This is a genomic window from Mycolicibacterium lacusdiani, from assembly GCF_021916785.1.
GTDB classification, from domain to species: Bacteria; Actinomycetota; Actinomycetes; order Mycobacteriales; family Mycobacteriaceae; genus Mycobacterium; species Mycobacterium lacusdiani.
Genome location: NZ_JAKCFC010000005.1, coordinates 328288 through 348883 on the forward strand (window position 1 = coordinate 328288; position 20596 = coordinate 348883).

18 protein-coding genes and 1 tRNA gene are annotated in these 20596 nt (G+C 66.7%); 15 read left to right on the forward strand and 4 right to left on the reverse strand.

Annotated features, from left to right (window positions below; all coding sequences use genetic code 11):
* Positions 1-8 precede the first annotated feature (8 nt).
* The 8 genes from LOK44_RS18030 (at position 9) to LOK44_RS18065 (ending at position 10929) form a co-directional block, all read left to right on the forward strand.
* Positions 9-935, forward strand: coding sequence for an amino acid ABC transporter permease (locus LOK44_RS18030; protein ID WP_237571454.1), 927 nt, complete (start codon positions 9-11; stop codon positions 933-935).
* Between the two features lie 5 nt (positions 936-940).
* Positions 941-1693 (forward strand): amino acid ABC transporter ATP-binding protein, encoded by a 753-nt coding sequence (locus tag LOK44_RS18035; RefSeq protein ID WP_237571545.1) that lies wholly within the window; start codon positions 941-943, stop codon positions 1691-1693.
* 34 nt (positions 1694-1727) lie between these two features.
* Positions 1728-2882 (forward strand): MacS family sensor histidine kinase, encoded by a 1155-nt coding sequence (gene macS, locus LOK44_RS18040; protein ID WP_237571455.1) that lies wholly within the window; start codon positions 1728-1730, stop codon positions 2880-2882.
* On the forward strand, positions 2869-3528 hold the full coding sequence (locus tag LOK44_RS18045) for a response regulator (RefSeq protein WP_237571456.1): 660 nt from the start codon (positions 2869-2871) through the stop codon (positions 3526-3528). The genes macS and LOK44_RS18045 overlap by 14 nt, the downstream gene beginning before the upstream one ends.
* Positions 3529-3606: 78 nt before the next feature.
* Positions 3607-5394 carry a DUF2339 domain-containing protein gene (locus tag LOK44_RS18050; protein WP_237571457.1) on the forward strand — a complete coding sequence of 596 codons (1788 nt, stop codon included), beginning with the start codon at positions 3607-3609 and terminating at the stop codon, positions 5392-5394.
* 95 nt (positions 5395-5489) lie between these two features.
* On the forward strand, positions 5490-5987 hold the full coding sequence (locus LOK44_RS18055; protein WP_237571458.1) for a Dps family protein: 498 nt from the start codon (positions 5490-5492) through the stop codon (positions 5985-5987).
* Positions 5988-6529: 542 nt separating this feature from the next.
* Positions 6530-8509: a cellulase family glycosylhydrolase gene (locus LOK44_RS18060; protein ID WP_237571459.1), complete on the forward strand. Its 1980-nt coding sequence runs from the start codon at positions 6530-6532 to the stop codon at positions 8507-8509.
* 467 nt (positions 8510-8976) lie between these two features.
* The gene (locus LOK44_RS18065; protein ID WP_237571460.1) at positions 8977-10929 is read left to right on the forward strand and encodes a cellulase family glycosylhydrolase; all 1953 of its coding nucleotides are present in this window, start codon (positions 8977-8979) and stop codon (positions 10927-10929) included.
* 94 nt (positions 10930-11023) lie between these two features.
* Here LOK44_RS18065 and LOK44_RS18070 read toward each other — a convergent pair.
* Positions 11024-11100 (reverse strand) — tRNA-Leu (locus tag LOK44_RS18070).
* 96 nt (positions 11101-11196) lie between these two features.
* On the opposite strand from LOK44_RS18070, the gene LOK44_RS18075 reads away from it, so the two are divergent.
* The 6 genes from LOK44_RS18075 to LOK44_RS18100 all read left to right on the forward strand — a co-directional run bounded on the left by LOK44_RS18075 (position 11197) and on the right by LOK44_RS18100 (position 17134).
* Positions 11197-11802 carry a two-component system response regulator PdtaR gene (locus LOK44_RS18075; RefSeq protein WP_237571461.1) on the forward strand — a complete coding sequence of 202 codons (606 nt, stop codon included), beginning with the start codon at positions 11197-11199 and terminating at the stop codon, positions 11800-11802.
* Positions 11803-11979: 177 nt separating this feature from the next.
* Positions 11980-13191 carry a branched-chain amino acid ABC transporter substrate-binding protein gene (locus LOK44_RS18080; RefSeq protein WP_237571462.1) on the forward strand — a complete coding sequence of 404 codons (1212 nt, stop codon included), beginning with the start codon at positions 11980-11982 and terminating at the stop codon, positions 13189-13191.
* 95 nt (positions 13192-13286) lie between these two features.
* Complete coding sequence (locus LOK44_RS18085) at positions 13287-14324, forward strand: branched-chain amino acid ABC transporter permease (protein ID WP_237571463.1); 1038 nt, start codon at positions 13287-13289, stop codon at positions 14322-14324.
* A complete protein-coding gene (locus LOK44_RS18090; protein ID WP_237571464.1) occupies positions 14321-15529 on the forward strand; it encodes a branched-chain amino acid ABC transporter permease in 1209 nt (402 codons plus the stop codon). Before LOK44_RS18085 ends, LOK44_RS18090 begins: the two co-directional genes overlap by 4 nt.
* Positions 15526-16383 carry an ABC transporter ATP-binding protein gene (locus tag LOK44_RS18095; protein WP_237571465.1) on the forward strand — a complete coding sequence of 286 codons (858 nt, stop codon included), beginning with the start codon at positions 15526-15528 and terminating at the stop codon, positions 16381-16383. Before LOK44_RS18090 ends, LOK44_RS18095 begins: the two co-directional genes overlap by 4 nt.
* Positions 16367-17134, forward strand: a complete 768-nt coding sequence (locus LOK44_RS18100; protein WP_237571466.1) for an ABC transporter ATP-binding protein — start codon at positions 16367-16369, stop codon at positions 17132-17134. Before LOK44_RS18095 ends, LOK44_RS18100 begins: the two co-directional genes overlap by 17 nt.
* Positions 17135-17185: 51 nt before the next feature.
* Here LOK44_RS18100 and LOK44_RS18105 read toward each other — a convergent pair whose 3' ends face one another.
* Genes LOK44_RS18105 through LOK44_RS18115 form a run of 3 tightly spaced genes read right to left on the reverse strand, consistent with a single transcriptional unit; the run spans position 17186 to position 19636 of the window.
* The gene (locus LOK44_RS18105) at positions 17186-18421 is read right to left on the reverse strand and encodes a lipid-transfer protein (RefSeq protein WP_237571467.1); all 1236 of its coding nucleotides are present in this window, start codon (positions 18419-18421) and stop codon (positions 17186-17188) included.
* The gene (locus tag LOK44_RS18110; RefSeq protein ID WP_372481261.1) at positions 18418-18888 is read right to left on the reverse strand and encodes a Zn-ribbon domain-containing OB-fold protein; all 471 of its coding nucleotides are present in this window, start codon (positions 18886-18888) and stop codon (positions 18418-18420) included. The genes LOK44_RS18105 and LOK44_RS18110 overlap by 4 nt, the downstream gene beginning before the upstream one ends.
* Positions 18889-18916: 28 nt before the next feature.
* On the reverse strand, positions 18917-19636 hold the full coding sequence (locus LOK44_RS18115; protein ID WP_237571469.1) for an alpha/beta fold hydrolase: 720 nt from the start codon (positions 19634-19636) through the stop codon (positions 18917-18919).
* 70 nt (positions 19637-19706) lie between these two features.
* Between LOK44_RS18115 and LOK44_RS18120 the strand changes: the two genes are divergently transcribed.
* On the forward strand, positions 19707-20594 hold the full coding sequence (locus LOK44_RS18120; protein ID WP_237571470.1) for a LysR family transcriptional regulator: 888 nt from the start codon (positions 19707-19709) through the stop codon (positions 20592-20594).
* Positions 20595-20596: the final 2 nt, after the last annotated feature.

A 20596-nucleotide genomic window follows, 5' to 3' on the forward strand; every position in this document is an offset into this window, starting at 1 on the left:
CCCGTTCGATGACTTCTGACGCATCGTCGCCACCCGGCGGACCCGCGGCGATCGACGCCGTGCCATTGCGGCATCCGTGGCGCTGGGTGGCGGCGATCGTCATCGTCGTCGTGGTCGGGCTGTTCCTGTACGGGGCGGCCACCAACCCGGCCTATGGCTGGAAGACCTATCTGCAGTACCTCTTCAACGACCGCATCATGCTTGGGGTGTCCAACACCCTGCAGCTGACCGTCTACTCCATGGTTCTCGCGATCGTGCTCGGCGTGCTCCTGTCGGTCATGCGGCTGTCCCCCAACCCGGTGTTCCGGTCGGTGTCGTGGGTGTACCTCTGGATCTTCCGTGGCACCCCGGTGTACGTGCAGTTGGTGTTCTGGGGCCTGATTCCGGTGATCTACCAGAAGATTCAGATCGGGGTGCCGTTCGGACCGACGTTCTTCCAGCTGGACGTGCAGAGCCTGTCGATCCCGTTCCTGCTGGCGACTCTCGGGCTCGCGCTCAACGAGTCGGCGTACATGGCCGAGATCATCAGAGCGGGCATCACTTCTGTTCCGGAGGGGCAGAGCGAGGCGTCGACCGCGCTGGGCATGTCGTGGGTGATGACGATGCGCCGGACGGTGCTGCCGCAGGCGATGCGGGTGATCATTCCGCCGACGGGCAACGAGGTCATCAGCATGCTGAAGACCACGTCGCTGGTCACCGCGGTGCCCTACTCGTACGACCTCTACAGCATCGCCAGCCGCGAGATCGCCGCGCGTACATTCGAACCCGTGCCGATGCTCCTGGTGGCTGCTACCTGGTACCTGCTCGTCACCAGCGTGCTGATGGTCGGGCAGTTCTACCTCGAGCGGTACTTCTCCCGTGGTGCGTCGCGCAAGCTCACCACCAAGCAACTCGAGGCGCTCGCCAAGGCGCAGTTGGGAACGGGTGCGGCATGACGCCGATGGTGCGCGCCGAACAGGTGTGCAAGAACTTCGGCGCACTCAACGTGCTGAAGGGCGTGACGCTCGAGGTCGAACGCGGGCAGGTGCTGTGCCTCGTGGGTCCGTCGGGGTCTGGCAAGTCGACGTTCCTGCGGTGCATCAATCACCTCGAGCAGGTGAACGCGGGCCGGCTGTACGTCGACGGTGAACTCGTCGGCTACCGGGAGCGCGGCGGCAAGCTGTACGAGATCTCGCCGAAGGATGCGTCGAAGCAGCGGCGCGAGATCGGCATGGTGTTCCAGCACTTCAACCTCTTCCCGCACCGCACGGCTCTGGGCAACGTGATCGAATCGCCCGTCCACGTCAAGGGGCTGAAGAAGGACAAGGCGCTCGCGCGTGGTCGGGAACTGCTCGACCGGGTGGGCCTGGCCGACAAGGCCGAGGCCTATCCGGCTCAGTTGTCCGGCGGTCAGCAGCAGCGGGTGGCGATAGCCAGGGCACTGGCGATGGACCCCAAACTGATGCTGTTCGACGAGCCCACCTCCGCGCTGGACCCCGAGCTGGTCGGCGAGGTGCTCGAGGTCATGAAGGAATTGGCGACCGAGGGCATGACCATGCTGGTGGTCACCCACGAGATGGGCTTCGCGCGCGAAGTCGCCGACGACCTGGTGTTCATGGACGCAGGCGTCATCGTCGAACGGGGTAATCCACGCGAGATGATGGCCGACCCGAAACACGAACGCACCAAGGCATTCCTGTCCAAGGTTATGTAGCCGGGTGGTATAGCCGGGTGGTGTAGTAGGAGCCATGCGCGAACCGGCGGCACCCGACCCGGCGGCGCCGCTGTGGCGTGCCGCGCAGGGCTTCCGTCTCCTCAGCTGTGGCTACGCGGCGTACTTCCAGGTCGTCGTCAACGACGACCTCCAGCACCCCGGGTTGGCATGGGCACTGTTTGCCGTCCTGCTCGTCTGGAGTGCGGCGTGCGGGTTCGCATACCTCGAGGGCTTTGGCCGTCGGCCGGCGTGGGTCGGCGCCGAACTGCTGGTGGTCGCCGCACTAGTGCTGTCGACGAAGCTGGTGGCATCGGATCAGTGGGTGCTGGACAACCAGTCGTGGCCGACCACGCTGTGGGCCACGAACGCCACCATCTCGGCGGCGATCCTGCTGGGACCCGTCGGAGGAATGCTGGCCGGGCTCGTGGTGATGGCGGCCAACGCGGCCTACAAGGGCTACGTCAGCATCAACCTGGGCCGCAACGCGACCATCGTCATCGAACTCGCCGTGGGTCTCGCGGTCGGGATGGCAGCCTTGACCGCCCGCCGGGCCCACGCCGAACTCGAGAAGGCGGCTCGCTTGGCCGCGGCACTGGAGGAACGCGAGCGGCTGTCGCGCGAGGTGCACGACGGCGCCATGCAAGTGTTGGCGCTCGTCGCTCGGCGCGGCCGTGAGATCGGCGGAGACACCGCCGAACTGGCCGAACTCGCCGCTGAGCAGGAGCGTGCGTTGCGTCGGCTGGTCAGCAACGGGAGCGCGGAGACGCCGGGCACGGGCGAGACCGTGGACGTGGCCGCGCTGCTGCGGTCACGGCAGACCGACCGGGTGTCGCTGAGCCTGCCCGCCGAACCCGTGCCGCTGCACGCGGCCGTGGCAACCGAGTTGGTCGCAGCGGTGGCCAACGCGCTCGACAACGTCGCAGCACACGCCGGGCCGGACGCCCGGGCGTTCCTGCTGCTCGAGGACCTCGACGACGAGGTGGTCGTCAGCATCCGAGACGACGGCGTCGGCATCGCCGAGGGCAGGCTCGAGCAGGCGGCCACCGAGGGGCGTATGGGCATCGCGAAATCCATTGTCGGTCGGCTACATTCGCTGGGCGGCACGGCGGTGCTGACGACCGAACCCGGCGCCGGTACCGAATGGGAGTTGACCGTGCCGCGACGGGGAGGGCGCAATGACCGAGGCTGAGCGGACACCCACCGTGATGGTCGTCGACGACCACCCGATCTGGCGCGACGCCGTGGCGCGGGACCTCGAAGAGCAGGGCTTCGATGTGATCGCGACCGCCGACGGCGTCGAGTCCGCGCGCAGACGGGCCGGGGTGGTCAAGCCGGACGTCGTCGTGATGGACATGCGACTGTCCGACGGCACCGGAACGCAGGCGACCGCAGCGGTCCTCGAGGTGTCGCCCGGCAGCAGGGTGCTGGTGCTCTCGGCGTCCGACGAGCGCGACGACGTCCTCGAGGCAGTCAAGGCGGGTGCGTTGGGCTACCTCGTCAAGAGCGCTTCGAAGACCGAATTGGCACGAGCGGTTACGGCCACTTCGGAGGGCCGGGCTGTCTTCACGCCAGGGCTGGCCGGTCTGGTGCTGGGGGAGTACCGGCGGATCGCCCGCACGCCCGACGCCGGCCCGTCGACGCCGCGGTTGACCGAACGGGAGACCGACGTCCTGCGATACGTCGCGAAGGGGCTCACCGCCAGGCAGATCGCCGAACGGCTGTCGCTGAGTCATCGCACGGTGGAGAACCACGTGCAGGCGACTTTCCGAAAGCTGCAGGTGGCCAACCGCGTCGAGCTGGCCCGGTATGCGATCGAGCACGGCCTCGACGACTGACCGACGCACCGCAACGGCGCAGTCTTTGAGGTAGTACTACTCATCCGCAGAGGCACCGCAGACTGAAACGATGGCGGTATGACCGAATCGGACCAGGTCGTGATCGGCAGACTGTCCTCGGACTTCGCCGTCATCGCCAGTTACCTCGCCCGGGCTTCTGCCGACCTCGCTGAGTTGTCCCGCATCGTCGCCGAGCGTCGCGTCGACGCCGTCGGCTCGTATGCGCCGCCGGTTGCGGTGCCGGTCGCACCGTACTGGGCGCCGCCTCGCGCGGCCGGTCCGCCGGTTCTGCCCGCGCCCGGGCCGCCCCCGCCCGAGAAGCACCCCGCAGCAGGGCGTTCCGAGGGATGGATCGGCAAGGCGCTTGCCGTCGCGGGAGTGGCGGTGACACTGATCGGCATCGCGCTGCTCCTGGTACTGGCCGCCCAGGCGGGCATCCTCGCGCCGGGCGTCCGCGTCGGTGCCGGTGCCGTCCTGGCCGCGGGGCTGGTGGCCACCGGCTGCCGACTCATCCGCAGGCCTGGTGGTCGGGTGGGGGCGATCGCGTTGGCGGCAACGGGTATCGCGGCCGCGTACATCGACGTCGTCGCGGTGACCACCATCTACGGGTGGGTGCCGCCGCCGGCGGGCCTCGTGGTCGCAGCACTGGTGGCGGGCGGGGGACTCACCCTGGCCCGGCGGTGGAACTCCGAGCATCTGGGCCTTCTGGTGCTCGTACCGCTGCTTGCCTTGGCGCCCGTGGTCGCAGGGGACCTGACTCTGCTGGTGGTCGCCTTCCTCCTGGCCTTGTCGGCGGCAGCCCTGCCGGTTCAGCTGGGCAGGAACTGGACGGCGATGCACGCCGCCCGCATCGCGGTCGCCACGCTGCCCCTGCTGATCGTCTTGGTCGCGGCGGCGCCGTCGTCGGCGGGCTGGCTCTCCGCAGCGTGTGCGATCGCTGCGATTCTCGCGATGGTGGGAGCGCTGCTTCTGCTGCCGCACAGCAGTCGTCCCGTGGGTACGGCGGTACTTGGCGCGGTGGGTACGTTGCCCGTGCTGGCCCTGCCCCTGGTCGTCGATCGGGTGACGTCGGCCGTCCTGGACGCCTCGCTCGCAGCCGTCGTCCTCGGCATCGTGCTGTTGGGCCGCGAACTGCCGGGAGTGACGCGATCGGTCCGCCGGGTCTGGACGGCGTTGGCGGCGGTTGCGGGTCTGGTTGCCGTCACCGCAGCGTTCGACGGCCCGATCGCTGCGCCCGTGCTCGTCGCGATGGCGTGCGTCATGGCCGTGGCCGGACGGCACAGCGGGCTGGCCGGGGGTGCTGCCCTCGCCTTTGCCTCGGTGGGTGGGCTCTACTACCTCGACTACGCATCGATCGACGCTCTGGTGACGCCCACCGAGGTCACCACCGCGATCGCGGTGTCGACGCTGATCACCAGCGTCCTCGTCATCGCGTGCGCATCGGTGATCGTCTGGTCGCTGGCGCACCGGCCCGATCCCGGTACCGACGTCACTCGAATCGTTTGGGGCGGTTGCGGCATCGCCGCGCTGTATGCGAGCACCGTGCTGTTCGTGACGGCGGGCGTCCTCGTCGGGGGTGAGGGTGCCGGGTTCTACGCGGGCCACGTCGCGGCGACGATCGTGTGGATCGGCGTGGCGGCCGGTCTGCTGTGGATCGCCGCTCGGATGCCGCGCACGGAGCGTTCGGCGGCGCTCGCGGGCGGTCTCGCCCTCGTCGCGGCGGCGATGGCCAAGCTGTTCCTCTTCGACCTGGGCACTCTCGACGGCATCTTCCGCGTAGTGGTGTTCATCGTCGTCGGGCTCGTCCTGCTCGGCATGGGAGCCGGGTACGCGCGGATGCTGACGCACCAAGACCAGCGCGTGTGAGGACTCTCACGGCGGCGATCGCTACCACCGGCAGCGGTGGCGCTGTTGAACCTGGCGGACGAGTTCTTACTCGACGGAAGAGGGGAGAGCAGACGATGGTCGACACCACCACCAAGCGCCGCGACGAGGCCGACGTGACCGGATTCCGGGCCTCGGAAGGCCTGGCCGAGAACCTGCAGCGCGTGCTCGTGGACTTGATCGAGCTGCACCTGCAGGGCAAGCAGGCGCACTGGAACGTAGTGGGCACCAACTTCCGCGATCTGCACCTGCAGCTCGACGAATTGGTCGACTTCGCCCGCGCAGGCAGCGACACGATCGCCGAGCGGCTTCGCGCCCTCGACGGCGTGCCCGACGGACGGTCCGACACCGTCGCGGCCAGCACCTCGCTGCCCAGATTTCCGGCCTACGAGGTGAACACCGCTGAGACCGTCGACCTGGTGACCACTCGCGTGTACGCGGCGGTCGACACCATGCGCGCCGTCCACGACGACGTCGATGCCGAGGACGCCACGACGGCGGACATCCTGCACCAGCTCGTCGACGGGCTGGAGAAGCTCGCGTGGTTGATCAAGTCGGAGAACCGCAAGGTCTAGTCCAGAGACCCATACGTACGGCCACGCCGCCCGCTGACATAGCGGGCGGCGTGTCTTCGTTGGGGATGTGCCTACCGTTCAACGCCCCGTGATCGGGGCGTGATGGGCGTAACTATCAATTAACCAGATGCTTGCCATCGTTATTGGCGGCTAAGTCAATTAGGGTTTGCCTTCCCGGTGCGATCAGAAGCTACCTAAGAGTAGTTATTGCCGATAGCCATTGCGCTGCCTCCAAGGTGGCTGCGTAGCCGCCCCGAGGGGTTGCAGCCAATTTCGCTGCATGCCCGGTGAGCTGCGGCTATAGCGGGATTTTTGATCCTTGCGTCTGTAAACAGCACCCTTTTGATCCCATTCGTCGGTATTTGCTATATCTGCACTTGGAGGCCGTAATCAACGCGGTTTCGATCTTGTGCTGGGAGCCGTCGAGCAAACTCGGCGAGAAGTTCTGATCAATAGCTGTACAGCTTTGCTGTGGCGTGATTAGGTTTGGGCAACACCACGTTGACGCGGTCGATGAATCACGAATGTGCATAGGAGCCTCGATGAGCAAGAAGAAGGCTGGGTTGCTCCGCAACCTCGCGACGCGGACGGTCATTGCCGCGCTTCCCGTCGCGATGGTCGGCGCGTATGCCAGTGGCATATTCACCTCGCCGCCCCGGCTCGCCGCCTACGACTACCTTCCGGTGGCAGAGATATCGGTGTCGCCGACGACCGTCGGCATCGCCACCTCGCCGCTCTACGGGCAGACGCTGGCCCAGATCAACCAGCAGCTCGACGAGATGCAGGCGATCGGCGTGCAGAACATCCGTGTCTTCGTGCCATGGGGACTCGTCGAACAGGTGGACGACACCTACGACTGGAGTCACATCGACGACATCATGACCGCCGCGGCCGCGCGCAACATGGGTGTGCTGGCCGAGGTGAACGCGACTCCGCTGTGGGCCGGGCCCAACCCGAACGCTCCCGGTTTCCCGTTGGGCGCAGACACTCCGAACGTCGGGGCGTTCACCGACTTCATGCGCGACTTCGTCAACAGATACGACGAAACGGTCTCGGCGTACGAGATCTGGAACGAGCCCAATTACGTGCAATTCTCCAACCCGATCAATCCGGAGGCCTACGCGGCGCTGTTGCAGGCCGTCTATCCGGTGATCAAGAACCTCGACCCCACGGCCACCGTGGTCGCCGGCGCCGTCGGAACGACGCAGACGTCGTCCTTCACGATGGACCCCGTCCAATTCGTGCAACGCATGCTCGCCGCAGGCGCCGGAAATTACTTCGACGCACTCTCGGTTCACCCGTACGGCGAGGAGATCGCGTACTCGGGGTCGTGCCCGACGTGCCAGCCGACCGTGCTGACGCCGCGCGAGCAGGTCGAGTCGATCATGGACATGCTCAACGGCAAGAAGGTCTGGGTCACCGAGTACGGCTTGCCCACCACCCCCGGCGGACCCTTCACGCAGGAACAGCAGGCCGCGTGGATCAAGGATCTGCTGGATCACTGGCAGACCTACGACGAGGACCTGGTCGGTCCGATCTTCCTGTACACCGGGCGCGACACCCCGAATGCCCTGAACCCGACCAATCCGCACGACTACTACGGACTCTGGACTGAGGCCGGCGCCATGAAGGCCGCCGCCGAGATGCTCAAGAAGTGGCTGGCGGCGAATCAGCCAGGGGGCCCTGGTAATCCGGGAAACCCCGGCAATCCGGGAAACCCGATCGATCCGATCGCGCAGTTCTTCGCCGCGGTGGCGCAGGCGGTGGCGCAAGCCATCGCGCAGGCGATCGCGAACTTCTTCGCGCAGTTCGCCGCTCCCACGTCTGCCGCGACGCTCGTCACCACCGAGACCGTGACGTCCGACGTGCAGGCCAGGCTGGCCAGTCTGGCGGCAGTCGTCGAAGACTCCGAAGCAGGCACGGTCGAAGGGGCCGAACCGGCTTCGACGGTGACGGCGGGCGATTCGCCGATCGAGGGAGATGGGACCACCGAGGCCGGTGTGGATCCGATCGCCGCCGACGCCGAGGTGGCGCCGGAGGCCCCGGCGCCGACCGTGACCGAGCCTGCCGTCACCGAGCCCGCCGTCACCGAACCCGCCGTGACCCAGCCGGTCGTGGTCGAGCCGGAGGCCACCGATCCCGAAGTCACCGAACCGGCGACGACACAACCGGATACGGACCCGACGGTGGCCGAGCCAGTGGCCGAAGAAGCCGGACCCAAGCCGTCCTCGGGCACTTCGGATCCGTCGGATGACACCAAACCGGCGGCAGGCGACCCGTCGACCGAAGATGATTCCGCCAAGCCGGCGAAGGCGGGGGATGCCACTAGCAAGCCTGCCGGATCCGATGAGGCTGGGACCAAGTCGGTGCAGAAGTCGACGCCTAGATCCGGGACGTCGCAGCCGGGGCACCGGCACGACCGACGCACCGGCACCGCCGAGAACTCGGGATCCAGGTCGGGATTCGTCTCGGCCGAAGCCGGTGTGGCCGCGTCCGACCCGGGTTCGGAAGCGGAGGGTTAGCCGCCCTAACCGACGCGCCGACTGCGCCACGGCCCCTGCCTCGCAGGGACCGTGGCGCTTCGCGTTTGCCAAGCGGACTTATGTTATTTGTGACGGTGGCTGTCACAATTTCTCGCTGCCGCGTAAAGCGTGGGGTCTACAGGCCGTCATTCATTGCTGAAAACGGGTCCGGTAGCGGCAATATCGAATTCCAAGCGACCGGTCGGCACAAAATCACGAAGCTGTGAACTGGCCATACAGTCGCCCGAGTCACTTCCGTAACAGGTCATGTGAAGACCGGGCGAACGTCGCCAATTTCGCCATAGCAGCCATTCTTTGCGTCATTCCAGGAAGCAAAGTCGGCCAGTTTCAAGACCATTTCCCTGTTTTGATTTTGATTATGCAAATTTGCTGACGGAGTTGTAAATTCAGCCCATCGGCTGACGGTGCCGACAATTCGGAACCTCTACGACAAGGGGAAACAGGGAATGGCCAAGTCCAAGGAGCGTCTGCTTCGCCGCATCGCGACCCGCAGTGTCCTCGCTGCGCTGCCCGTGGCGATCGCGAGCGCCTACGCCAGTGGTCTCTTCATAGAGCCGCCTCGTCTTGCTGAGGCGAAGTTCCAAACCGTCGCCGAGATCTCAACGACGCCAAGCACAGTCGGGATCGCGACGTCGCCGCTGTACGGCCAGCCCAAGGCGGCGATCGAGAAGCAACTCGACGACATGCTGGCCATCGGCGTCACCAACATTCGCGTCTTCGTCCCGTGGGGTCTGGTCGAACCGATCGACAACTTCTACAACTGGTCGAGCATCGACGACATCATGACCGCAGCTGCGGCGCGCAACATGGGCGTGCTGGCGGAAGTGAACGGCACCCCCGTGTGGGGTGTGGCGAACGGACCCAATCTGCCGTTCGGTTCCGGTGTGCCCAACGCCAACCTCTTCAAGGACTTCATGTCCGCCTTCGCGACGAGGTACAAGGGCACGGTCTCGGCCTACGAGATCTGGAACGAGCCCAACTACTTCCAGTTCCTCAACCCGATCGACCCGGTGGCCTACGCCAACCTCCTCAAGGCGGTCTATCCCGTTCTCAAGGCGATCGATCCCACCGCGACCGTGGTCGCCGGCGCAGTCGGGGCGACGCAGACGTTCGCGGGTCTCACCATGAGCCCCGTCGAATTCGTGCAGAAGATGCTCGCCGCAGGGGCCGCCGACTTCTTCGACGCTCTCTCGGTGCATCCCTACGGCGACCAGATCAAGTATTCCGGTTCGTGCCCGTCCTGCCCGGCGACGGTATTGACCCCTCGCCAGCAGGTCGAGGCGATCATGGCGCTCGTCACCGGCAAGAAGGTGTGGATCACCGAGTACGGCGTAGCGACGGGGCCGGCCGGGGTGAGTGAAGCGCAGCAGGCAGCCTGGATCAAGGACCTGCTCGATCACTGGCAGACCTACGACCCCGACGTCGTCGGTCCCGTGTTCCTGCACACCGTCCGCGACTTCCTCGTCAACCCCCAGAACCCGGCCGATCTCGAGAACTTCTTCGGACTGTGGGACATCCTCGGCAACCCGAAGGACGCGGCCCAGATGCTGAAGGACTGGATCGCCGCCCATCCCCCCGGCACGACCACGCCGCCGCCGGTCACGGGGACGCCGACCAACCCGCTGGCGCAGTTCTTCGCCGCCATGGCGCAGATCGCGCAGTCGTTCCAGTCGGCGATCGCGAACCTGTTCAACCCGGGCGGGTTCATCCAGGGGTTCGTCAACGCGATCTCGAATCTGTTCGGCTTCCTGCGTCCCGCGGCCCCGGCCGCCACGGTTGCGACGCTGGCGCTGACCGAGCCCGAACCGACGGTCGCGAGCAAGCTGGCCGCCACGGTCGAACAGGAGGGGGACGCCACCGTCGTGGCGGACGAGGGCGTCGACACGGTGTCGGCCGAACCCACGACCGAGCCGGTGGCGGAGACGCCGAACGCTGTCGAACCCGTTGTCGCGGAACTCGATCCGGTACCGGTCGAAGCGCCTGCGGTCGTCGAGGTGTCGGTGCCGGAGGTGTCGCTGCCTGAGGTCGTGGCGCCCGAGATGGCCGTTCCCGACGTGACGGCGGAGGAGCCGGCACCGGTCGACGAGGAGCCGGACGAGCCGACGTCGGTCGACGGCAGCGAGGGGAAGCCGTCGACCGAGTCGGCGACGTCGACGAAGTCGGGTGCCGGCTCGAGTACGACGAAGTCGGACGACTCTGATTCGACCAATGACTCGACCACCTCGTCGACGAAGTCGGACGACTCTGATTCGACCAGCGCGTCGAAGACCAGCGTGTCGAAGACGGAAGCCAAGACGACGAAGTCCACGACCGATAGCGGCGCGGACAAGACCAAGGCCGGCTCCACGAGTTCCGCGGGCTCGTCCTCGGATTCCTCGAGCAGCGGGTCGGACGACTGATAGTCGGTCCCGCCTGGTTACGTACCGCCGCGATCTCCCACGGGGGTCGCGGCGGTACTGCGTCGGGACGTCACTGCCCGGCCGTCAAGCGAGATGGTGCCCTCGGTGAGATTCGAACTCACACTGGACGGGTTTTGAATCCGTTTCCTCTGCCAGTTGGGATACGAGGGCCTTCGCTGGTGCGGTTTCCCACCATAGATGATGAGGTGAAGCGTTCGTCATGGCCCCGAAGTCGCTGATCTGCGCGCGCCACGCCACAATGGCGTCATGACCACACCCGATGCCGTCAGGCCGCGACGTGTCCTCATCGCCGAGGACGAGGCGCTGATTCGCCTCGACCTCGCCGAGATGCTCCGCGAGGAGGGGTACGACGTGGTCGGCCAAGCGGGCGACGGGCAAGAGGCCGTCGAACTCGCCGAGAGCCTCAAGCCCGACCTCGTCATCATGGACGTCAAGATGCCGCGGCGCGACGGCATCGACGCCGCCTCGGAGATCGCGGCCAAGCGCATCGCACCGATCGTGGTGCTCACCGCGTTCTCGCAACGCGAACTCGTGGAGCGGGCGCGTGACGCCGGAGCCATGGCGTATCTGGTCAAGCCGTTCTCGATCACCGACCTCATTCCCGCCATCGAGGTCGCGGTCAGCCGGTTCGGCGAAATCGCCGCTCTGGAACAGGAAGTCGCGACGCTGTCCGACCGACTCGAGACGCGCAAGATGGTGGAACGCGCCAAGGGTTTGCTGCAGCAGAAGCAGGGCATGTCCGAGCCAGAGGCGTTCAAGTGGATTCAACGTGCCGCGATGGATCGACGAACCACGATGAAGCGGGTGGCCGAAGTGGTGCTCGAGACCCTCGACGAACCGGGCGAGGCGTAACGGCCAGGTTTCGAAATCGCCCATTCCAGCGGGTTGTTCAGCCCCTTCAGGTGCGGCATTTCTCAACACCACGCACTATGGCCATGCGTTGGCTATGTTCTACCCGAAGCATCGCCGAGCCGGCCGATCCGCGCCGTGACGTCGATGTCGATGAAAACCCTGACCCGGAGGTGAAACGTGCACGGTCGCGTGGCACGGAGTGCATTTGCTCTCGGCGGCGCGGGCTTGCTTGTGCTGGCCATGGCCGGCTGCAATCAGTCCGCACCCGAGGAGAGTTCGTCGCAGTCCGACTTGAAGATCGTCGAGCAGGTCCAGATCGACCAGAACGGCGCGGAAGTCAAAGCCGCCGAGGGCGCGGCTCCCGCTGACCCCGCGGGCGACGGCAAGGCAACGTGCCCACCGGTGTCCATCGCGATGGCCGGGGCCCTCAACGGGCCGGACGCCGCTCTTGGCATCAACATCGTCAACGGCGTGCAGATGGCCATCGACAAGCACAACGCGGCGAACCCGGGCTGCCAGGTTCAGCTGAAGAAGTTCGACACCGAGGGTGACCCGCAAAAGGCCACCGCCATCGCGCCGCAGATCGTCGACGATCAGTACACGATCGGTCTGGTCGGTCCTGCCTTCTCGGGTGAGACCAAGGCGACCGGAACGGTGTTCGATCAGGCAGGCCTCGCATCCGTGACTGCATCGGCCACCAACCCGACGCTGAGCGAGAACGGGTGGAAGACGTTCTTCCGCGGACTCGCCAACGACGCGGTGCAGGGTCCGTCCGTGGCCAACTACCTCAAGAACACCATGGGGCTGAAGAAGATCTGCGTTGTCGACGACAGCACCGACTACGGTCTCGGCCTCGCCACCGCGGTGCGCGAGACGCTTGGTCCGGTCGCCGATTCGCAGTGCAACATCTCGGTCAAGAAGGGCGACAAGGACTTCTCCGCCGCGGTGACGCAGATCAACGGAGCGGCTCCCGAGGCAGTCTTCTTCGGCGGCTACTACTCCGAGGCCGCGCCGCTGGTCCAGCAGCTCAAGGACGGCGGCGTCACCGCGACGTTCGTCAGCGCCGACGGCACGAAGGATCAGCAGTTCGTGGATCAGGCAGGTGAGGCGTCCAAGGACGCACTGCTGTCCTGCCCGTGCGGTCCGGCGACGGGTTCGTTTGCCGAGGAGTACAAGCAGAAGTTCAGCGCCGACCCGGGCACGTACAGCACCGAGGGCTATGACCTGGGCACCATCCTGCTCAAGGGCATCGACTCGGGTGCCATCACCCGCCCGGCCCTGCTGGACTTCGTCCGGAACTACAACGGCCAGGGTGTGGCTCGCAACTATCAGTGGACTCCGAATGGGGAGCTCACGACCAATCTGATCTGGATGTTCAAGGTCCAGTAGGACATTCGACGACGGGGACGCGTCCGGAACAGTACGGTTCCGGACGCGTTCTCGTTCACGACGCGAACACCACCGTCACGAGGAGCCGCCGCCGGATGCCGTCCGACTGTCTTGGCGAGTACGCATGTACTGCCGCCAACATCAACTTCAACGTCGACAATCTGCTGAATGGCTTCTGGCAGTTCACGATCGACGGGCTGTCCTGGGGTGCGATCTACGCGCTCGTCGCGGTGGGCTACACCCTGGTGTTCGGCGTGCTGCGGCTGATCAACTTCGCCCACTCCGAGATCTTCATGCTCGGCATGTTCGGCGCGTACTTCTGCCTCGACGTGATCCTCGGGTTCACCCCGAGCGGCAACGCCTACAACAAGGGCATCGCGCTGACGGTGCTGTATCTGGCGATCGCGATGATCTTCGCGATGCTGGTGTCGGGTTCGGCGGCAGTGGGATTGGAGTTCGTCGCCTATCGGCCGCTGCGCAAGCGCAATGCGCGTCCGTTGACGTTCCTCATCACCGCGATCGGCATGTCGTTCGTGCTGCAGGAGTTCGTGCACTTCATCCTGCCGCAGATCATCGACGGGTACGGCGGGTCAAACGCTCAGCAGCCGGTCGTGCTGGTGCAGCCCAAGACTCAGTTCACGATCTTCGGCGCCGCGGTGTCGAACGTGACGATCGTGATCGTCGTGGCTGCGCTGATCCTGGCCCTGCTCACCGACATCGCGATCAACCGCACCAAGTTCGGCCGCGGAATCCGTGCAGTCGCACAGGATCCGACCACCGCGACGTTGATGGGCGTGTCCCGCGAGCGGATCATCATGACGACGTTCCTGATCGGTGGTCTGCTCGCCGGTGCCGCCGCGCTTCTCTACACGTTGAAGGTGCCTCAGGGCATCATCTACTCGGGCGGTTTCCTGCTGGGGATCAAGGCGTTCTCCGCCGCAGTCCTTGGCGGCATCGGGAACCTGCGCGGCGCTCTGCTGGGCGGGTTGTTGCTCGGCATCATGGAGAACTACGGCCAGGCGTTGTTCGGCACCCAATGGCGTGACGTGGTGGCGTTCGTCCTGCTGGTGCTGGTTCTGCTGATCCGCCCGACGGGCATACTCGGCGAGAGTCTGGGGAAGGCGCGAGCATGAGTGCGCACGACGACACCGACACGAAGAAGACGTCGACCACGGCGTCACGCCTGCTGGCACCCGGAGATGGGTTGCGGCAGTGGTGGGACGGGCTGGGCCGGTCGCACAAGTGGGTGGTCGGCGCGATCGGCTTCACGCTGCTGGCCTTCCTGCCGCTGTACACCCCGGCGTTCCTGGACACCCCCGGCATCAGCTTCGGTGGCACCATGGCCCAGTTCGCGATGATCGCCATCATCGCGATCGGGCTGAACGTCGTGGTGGGCCAGACGGGTCTGCTGGACCTGGGCTACGTCGGCTTCTACGCCGTCGGCGCCTACACCGTGGCCCTTCTGACCAGTCCGGACAGTCCGTGGAACCAGATGAGCCCTAGCGGATTCTTCAGCTCGGACTGGGCATGGCTGACCTGCGTGCCGCTGGCCATGGCGGTCACGGCGCTGGCGGGACTGATCCTTGGCACGCCCACGCTGCGACTGCGTGGCGACTACCTGGCGATCGTGACGCTCGGGTTCGGCGAGATCATCCGGCTGATGGCCGACAATCTCTCCGACGTCACCAACGGCCCGCGTGGGCTCAACCAGATCGCGTACCCGCACGTGGGGGAGAAGGAGGGCCTGCCCGACGGCGTGTTCTCCAACGGCAACTCCGCCGGCGACGCCAACTACGGCACCTGGTGGTTCTGGCTGGGCCTGCTGTTCATGGTCGGCATCCTGCTGCTGGTGGGCAACCTCGAGCGCAGCCGCGTCGGCCGTGCCTGGGTGGCGATCCGCGAGGACGAGGACGCCGCAGAGGTCATGGGCGTCAACACCTTCCGCTTCAAGCTGTGGGCCTTCGTGATCGGCGCCGCGATCGGCGGTCTGTCCGGTGCGCTGTACGCGGGGCAGGTGCAGTACGTCGCACCGCCGACGTTCAACATCATCAACTCGATGCTGTTCCTGTGCGCCGTGGTGCTCGGTGGGCAAGGCAACAAGCTGGGCGTGATCTTCGGTGCGTTCATCATCGTCTACCTGCCCAACCGCCTCCTGGGCGTGGAGTTCATGGGCATCAACATGGGCGACCTGAAGTACCTGTTCTTCGGCCTGGCGCTGGTGGTGTTGATGATCTTCCGTCCCCAGGGCCTGTTCCCGGTGCGCCAGCAGCTCCTGGCGTATGGCAAGTCGGCCAAGAGGCTGCTGCGCAGCGCCGACGAGACGAAGGCGGCGGCATGACCGATCAGCCCGCTAACGACGAACCGTTGATCGACGAGGATCTCGCCGTCCTACACCGCGACGTGCTGGTCGCCGAGGGCGAGACGCTGCTGGCCACCCAGGACCTGACCGTTCAATTCGGCGGTCTGACCGCACTGGACTCGGTGACGTTCGACATCAAGCGCGGGGAGATCCTCGGGCTGATCGGCCCCAACGGCGCGGGCAAGACCACCTGCTTCAACGCGATCACCGGGGTCTACCGGCCCACGTCGGGCACCGTGCTGTTCGACGGCGCTCCGCTGGGCAAGATCAAGCGCCACGAGATCACTCGCCGCGGCATCGCCAGGACCTTTCAGAACATCCGCCTCTGGGGTGAGATGACCGCGCTGGAGAACGTGGTGGTCGGCACCGACGCCCGCCACAAGACGTCGGTACCCGGGGCTCTGGTCCGCACGCCGCGTCACCGGCGCGAGGAGCGTGACGCGATCGAACGTGCCGCTGCGCTGCTGCAGTTCGTCGGCATCGCCCATCGCGGCGAGGAGAAGGCGAAGAACCTGCCCTACGGTGATCAGCGGCGGCTGGAGATCGCCCGCGCGTTGGCCACCGAACCCAAGCTGCTGTGCCTGGACGAACCGGCTGCGGGGTTCAACCCGAGCGAGAAGTCCGCGCTCATCGAACTCATCCAGGCGATCCGCGACGACGGTTACACGGTGTTGCTGATCGAACACGACATGCGCCTGGTCATGGGAGTCACCGACCGCATCGTGGTCCTGGAGTTCGGTCGCAAGATCGCCGACGGCCTGCCCGCGGACATCCGCGAGGACCCGAAAGTGATCGCCGCCTACCTTGGAGTGCCCGATGACGAACTCACCTGACACCATCCCGGCGACCGACTCCGACCCGCGGCCGATTCTGCTCGAGGTCCGCGACGCCGTGGTCCACTACGGCCGCATCCAGGCGCTGCACGGGGTGTCGCTGACCGTCCGCGAGGGCGAACTGGTCACGCTGCTGGGCTCCAACGGCGCAGGCAAGACGACGATGATGCGGGCCATCTCCGGACTGCGGCCCTTGACGTCGGGGTCGGTGTGGTTCGACGGCCAGGACGTCTCGCGGATCAAGGCGCACCGCCGGGTCACCGACGGCCTGATCCAGGCACCCGAGGGGCGCGGGGTGTTCCCCGGCATGACCGTGGTCGAGAACCTCGAAATGGGTTGCTACGGCCGGAAGTTCCCGAGCCGCTCAGAGCATCGCGAACGGTTGGACTGGGTCCTGGAGACCTTCCCGCGTCTGGCCGAGCGCCGCAGTCAGGTCGGCGGCACGCTCTCCGGCGGCGAGCAGCAGATGCTCGCGATCGGGCGCGCGTTGATGGCGCGGCCGAAAGTGCTGCTGCTCGACGAGCCCTCGATGGGGTTGGCGCCCATGGTGATCTCGCAGATCTTCCGGATCATCTCCGAGATCAACACCCAGGGCACGACCGTGCTGTTGGTCGAGCAGAACGCCCAGCAGGCGTTGAGCCGCTCCGACCGGGCCTACATCCTGGAGACCGGCCGCGTGACCCGCGAGGGCGTGGCCCGCGACCTGCTCTCCGACGACAGCATCCGCGCCGCCTACCTCGGCGTCGCCTAGCGATTCGTGGAACATTTCCTGCGCGCACCGCGGGAAATGTTCCACGAATCGCTAGCGGGCGACGATCACCGACGAACCGTGGCCGAACAGGCCCTGATTCGCGGTGATGCCGACCTTCGCACCCTCGACCTGCCTGCCGGTGGCCTTACCCTTGAGCTGCCAGGTGAGTTCGCAGATCTGCGCTATCGCCTGAGCGGGAATGGCCTCGCCGAAGCATGCCAGCCCGCCGGACGGGTTCACCGGCACGCGGCCACCGATCGTGGTCGCCCCGCTGCGCAGCAGCTGCTCCGCCTCGCCCCTGGCGCACAGACCGAGGTGCTCGTACCAGTCCAGCTCCAGCGCCGTCGACAGGTCGTAGACCTCGGCCAGGCTGACGTCCTCGGGCCCGATGCCCGCCTCGGCATAGGCCGCGTCGAGGATCTGGTCCTTGAACACTCGGTCGGGGCCCGGCACCACGGCGGTCGAATCCGTTGCGATGTCCGGTAATTCGGGCAGGTGCTGGGGGTAGCGCGGCGTCACCGTGGACACTGCGCGCACCGACGGCACGCCTTCCAGTGAGCCGAGGTGCTTCTCGGCGAAGGACTTGCTCGCGACGATCAGTGCAGCCGCTCCATCGGACGTCGCGCAGATGTCGAGTTGTCGCAACGGGTCCGAGACGACGGGGCTGGCCAGCACGTCCTCGACCGCGGATTCCTTGCGGTAGCGGGCATTTGGGTTCTGTAGGCCGTGGCGGGAGTTCTTGACCTTGACCTGCGCGAAGTCCACTGACGTCGCGCCGTAGAGGTCCATCCGGCGGCGAGCCAGTAGTGCGAAGTACACCGGGTTCATCGCGCCGATGAGGTGGAAGCGTTGCCAGTCCGGGTCGTTCTTGCGCTCTCCGCCGACGGGCGCGAACGCTCCCTTGGGCGTGGTGTCGGCGCCGATCACCAGGGCGACGTCGCAGAAGCCGGCCAGGATCTGAGCGCGCGCGCTCTGCAGCGCCTGCGAACCGCTGGCGCAGGCGGCGTAGCTCGAGCTGACGGGCACGCCGTTCCAACCGAGCTTCTGGGCGAACGTCGACCCGGCGATGAAGCCCGGGTAGCCGTTGCGAATCGTATCGGCGCCTGCCACCAATTCGATCTGGCGCCAGTCGAGTCCGGCCTCGGCCAGTGCGGCGCGGGCGGCGACGACGCCGTATTCGGTGAAGTCGCGTCCCCACTTGCCCCAGGGGTGCATGCCGGCGCCGAGGATGTAGAGCGGTTCCGGCGGGCCGGAGCGCAGCGACTGGGGGGATGTATCCGGCGTCATGCGATCCTCCAGGCGTAGACGCTGCGCACGAAGCCGTCCTCGTCGGTGTACAGCGGCATCGTGGTCAGCTCCATCTCCATGCCGACCTTCAGGTCGGCGGCCAGCGTCCCGTCGACGACCTTGCCGAGGACGATCAAGCCCTCGTCGGCGAGTTCCACCGCGGCGATGGCGAAGGGCTCGAAGGACTCCTGTGCGGGATACGGGGCGGGTGGCGGATAACGGTTCTCGGTGTAACTCCACACCGTGCCGCGCCGCGAGATCGGCACTTGGGCCAGGTCGTCGCCGTCACATCCGGGGTTCGGGCAGTTGTTGGCCCGCGGGGGGAAGACGTAGGTGCTGCACTGTGTGCACTTGCCCGCGATCAGCGAGGTGGCGCCTGAATCGTCCTGACTCCACCAACCGTCGATGGCCGGTAGTTGCGTTGCGGCATCGGTATCACCTGGCACCCGGTCAGCGTAAACGATCATGGGCGCGGAACTGAAACGTGTTGCAGTTTCACCGGCGGGCGACGTCGAGCAGGATCTGCAGCAGATCGTCGGGCTTGTCGCGCATCAGGTTGTGCTTGCCGTTCAGTTCGTGGCAGTTCCATCGGGGGTCGTCGCGCACCCGGTCATACGAGCGCCGAAGCGGGGACTCTCCGGGCCAGTCCAGGGCGTAGACGTATTCGAGGCGGCGGAACCGGTCGAGAGTGCCGCTCACCCGCAGTCGCTGGAGCACGCTCGCCAGGGGGTGGGCCGTGGCCCGCTCGTCGAAGAAGGGCAGGGGAGGCACGCCGAACCCGCTGTCGTCGAGCCCGACGTACCACCGTCGTTCGTCCTCGTCGACGACGTCCCAACACGACTCGCCGTCGTGCGCCACCACGGCGTCGAGGAAGACGAGCGCGTCGACGCGGCACCGGCGTCCCGACGCGTCGTCCGCGCGTGCGATCCGGTCGGCGGCCCCGGTGATGACCATTCCGCCGTAGGAGTGCCCGACCAGGACCAGGTCGCCGTCCGGCGCGTCGTTCTCGATGGCTGCGACGACGTCGGTGACGTGGGTGTCGAGGTTGACCCCGCCGTGGAGCAGGTGCGCCCGCTCGGCCACGCCGCTCAGCGTCACCGCGAGTACCCGGTGACCCGCCTCGCGTAGAGACGCCGCCAGGTCGTCGAAACACCAGGCCCCGTGGCACATTCCGGGGACCAGGACGAAGGTGCTGCCGTTGGGGTTCGTGGACATGACTTCAGCGTGGAAGCGTCCGCATCATAAGTCCAATAGCGGTTGTCTCCTCAAACTATAATCAACGATTATGGAGCTGCGTCAGCTCGAATATGTGGTCGCCGTGGCGGAAGAGGCCAACTTCACCCGCGCGGCAGGTCGCGTCCACGTCGCGCAACCGGCGGTGAGTGCGCAGATCGCCCGCCTCGAGCGCGAACTCGGCGAACCGCTCTTCGATCGGGGCAAGCGCGAGGTGCGACTCACGGCGGCCGGCTCGGCGCTGCTGCCGCATGCCCGCGCCGCGCTCGCTGCGGTCGCCGCCGCGCGCACCGCAGTCGACGAACTCGGCCAACTGGTCCGTGGCTCGGTCGCGATCGGTGCGGTGACCGCACACGACGTCGACCTTCCCGCACTGCTGGCGGAGTTCCACGTCGCGCACCCTGGCGTCGACATCTCGCTGGGCAGCGACGACTCCGACGCGCTGATCGATGGCATCCGCACGGGGCGACTCGACGTGGCCATCGTGTCGGTCTCCGACCACCTCCCGGACGGGCTCGCGGCCGAGGTGGTGACAGATCAGCGCATCGTCGCAGCGGTCGGCGCGGCAGACCCGTGGGTGCGACGGCGCACCATTGCCGTCGAAGACTTGGCGGAACGGCCCGTCATCGCCTTGCCGCCGGGCACGGGCATCCGCCGTCGGTTCGATCAGGCGTGCGCGGCGGCAGGCGTCTCGGTCCGGGTGGCGTTCGAGGCGTCGACGCCGGCTGCATTGGCCGACCTTGCGGAGCGTGGCCTGGGCGTCGCGCTGCTCCCGGAGATGGCCGCGACGGCGCGACCCGGCCTGCACGTGCTGCCGATCGTGCCGGAACTACGGGGCCGCCTGGTCTTCGCCTGGCGTGCAGACGGGCCGATGAGCCCGGCGGCGCGGGTTCTGGTCGAGATGGCTCGGCGTCGACTGCGCGTCGGACCCGATGAATAGAG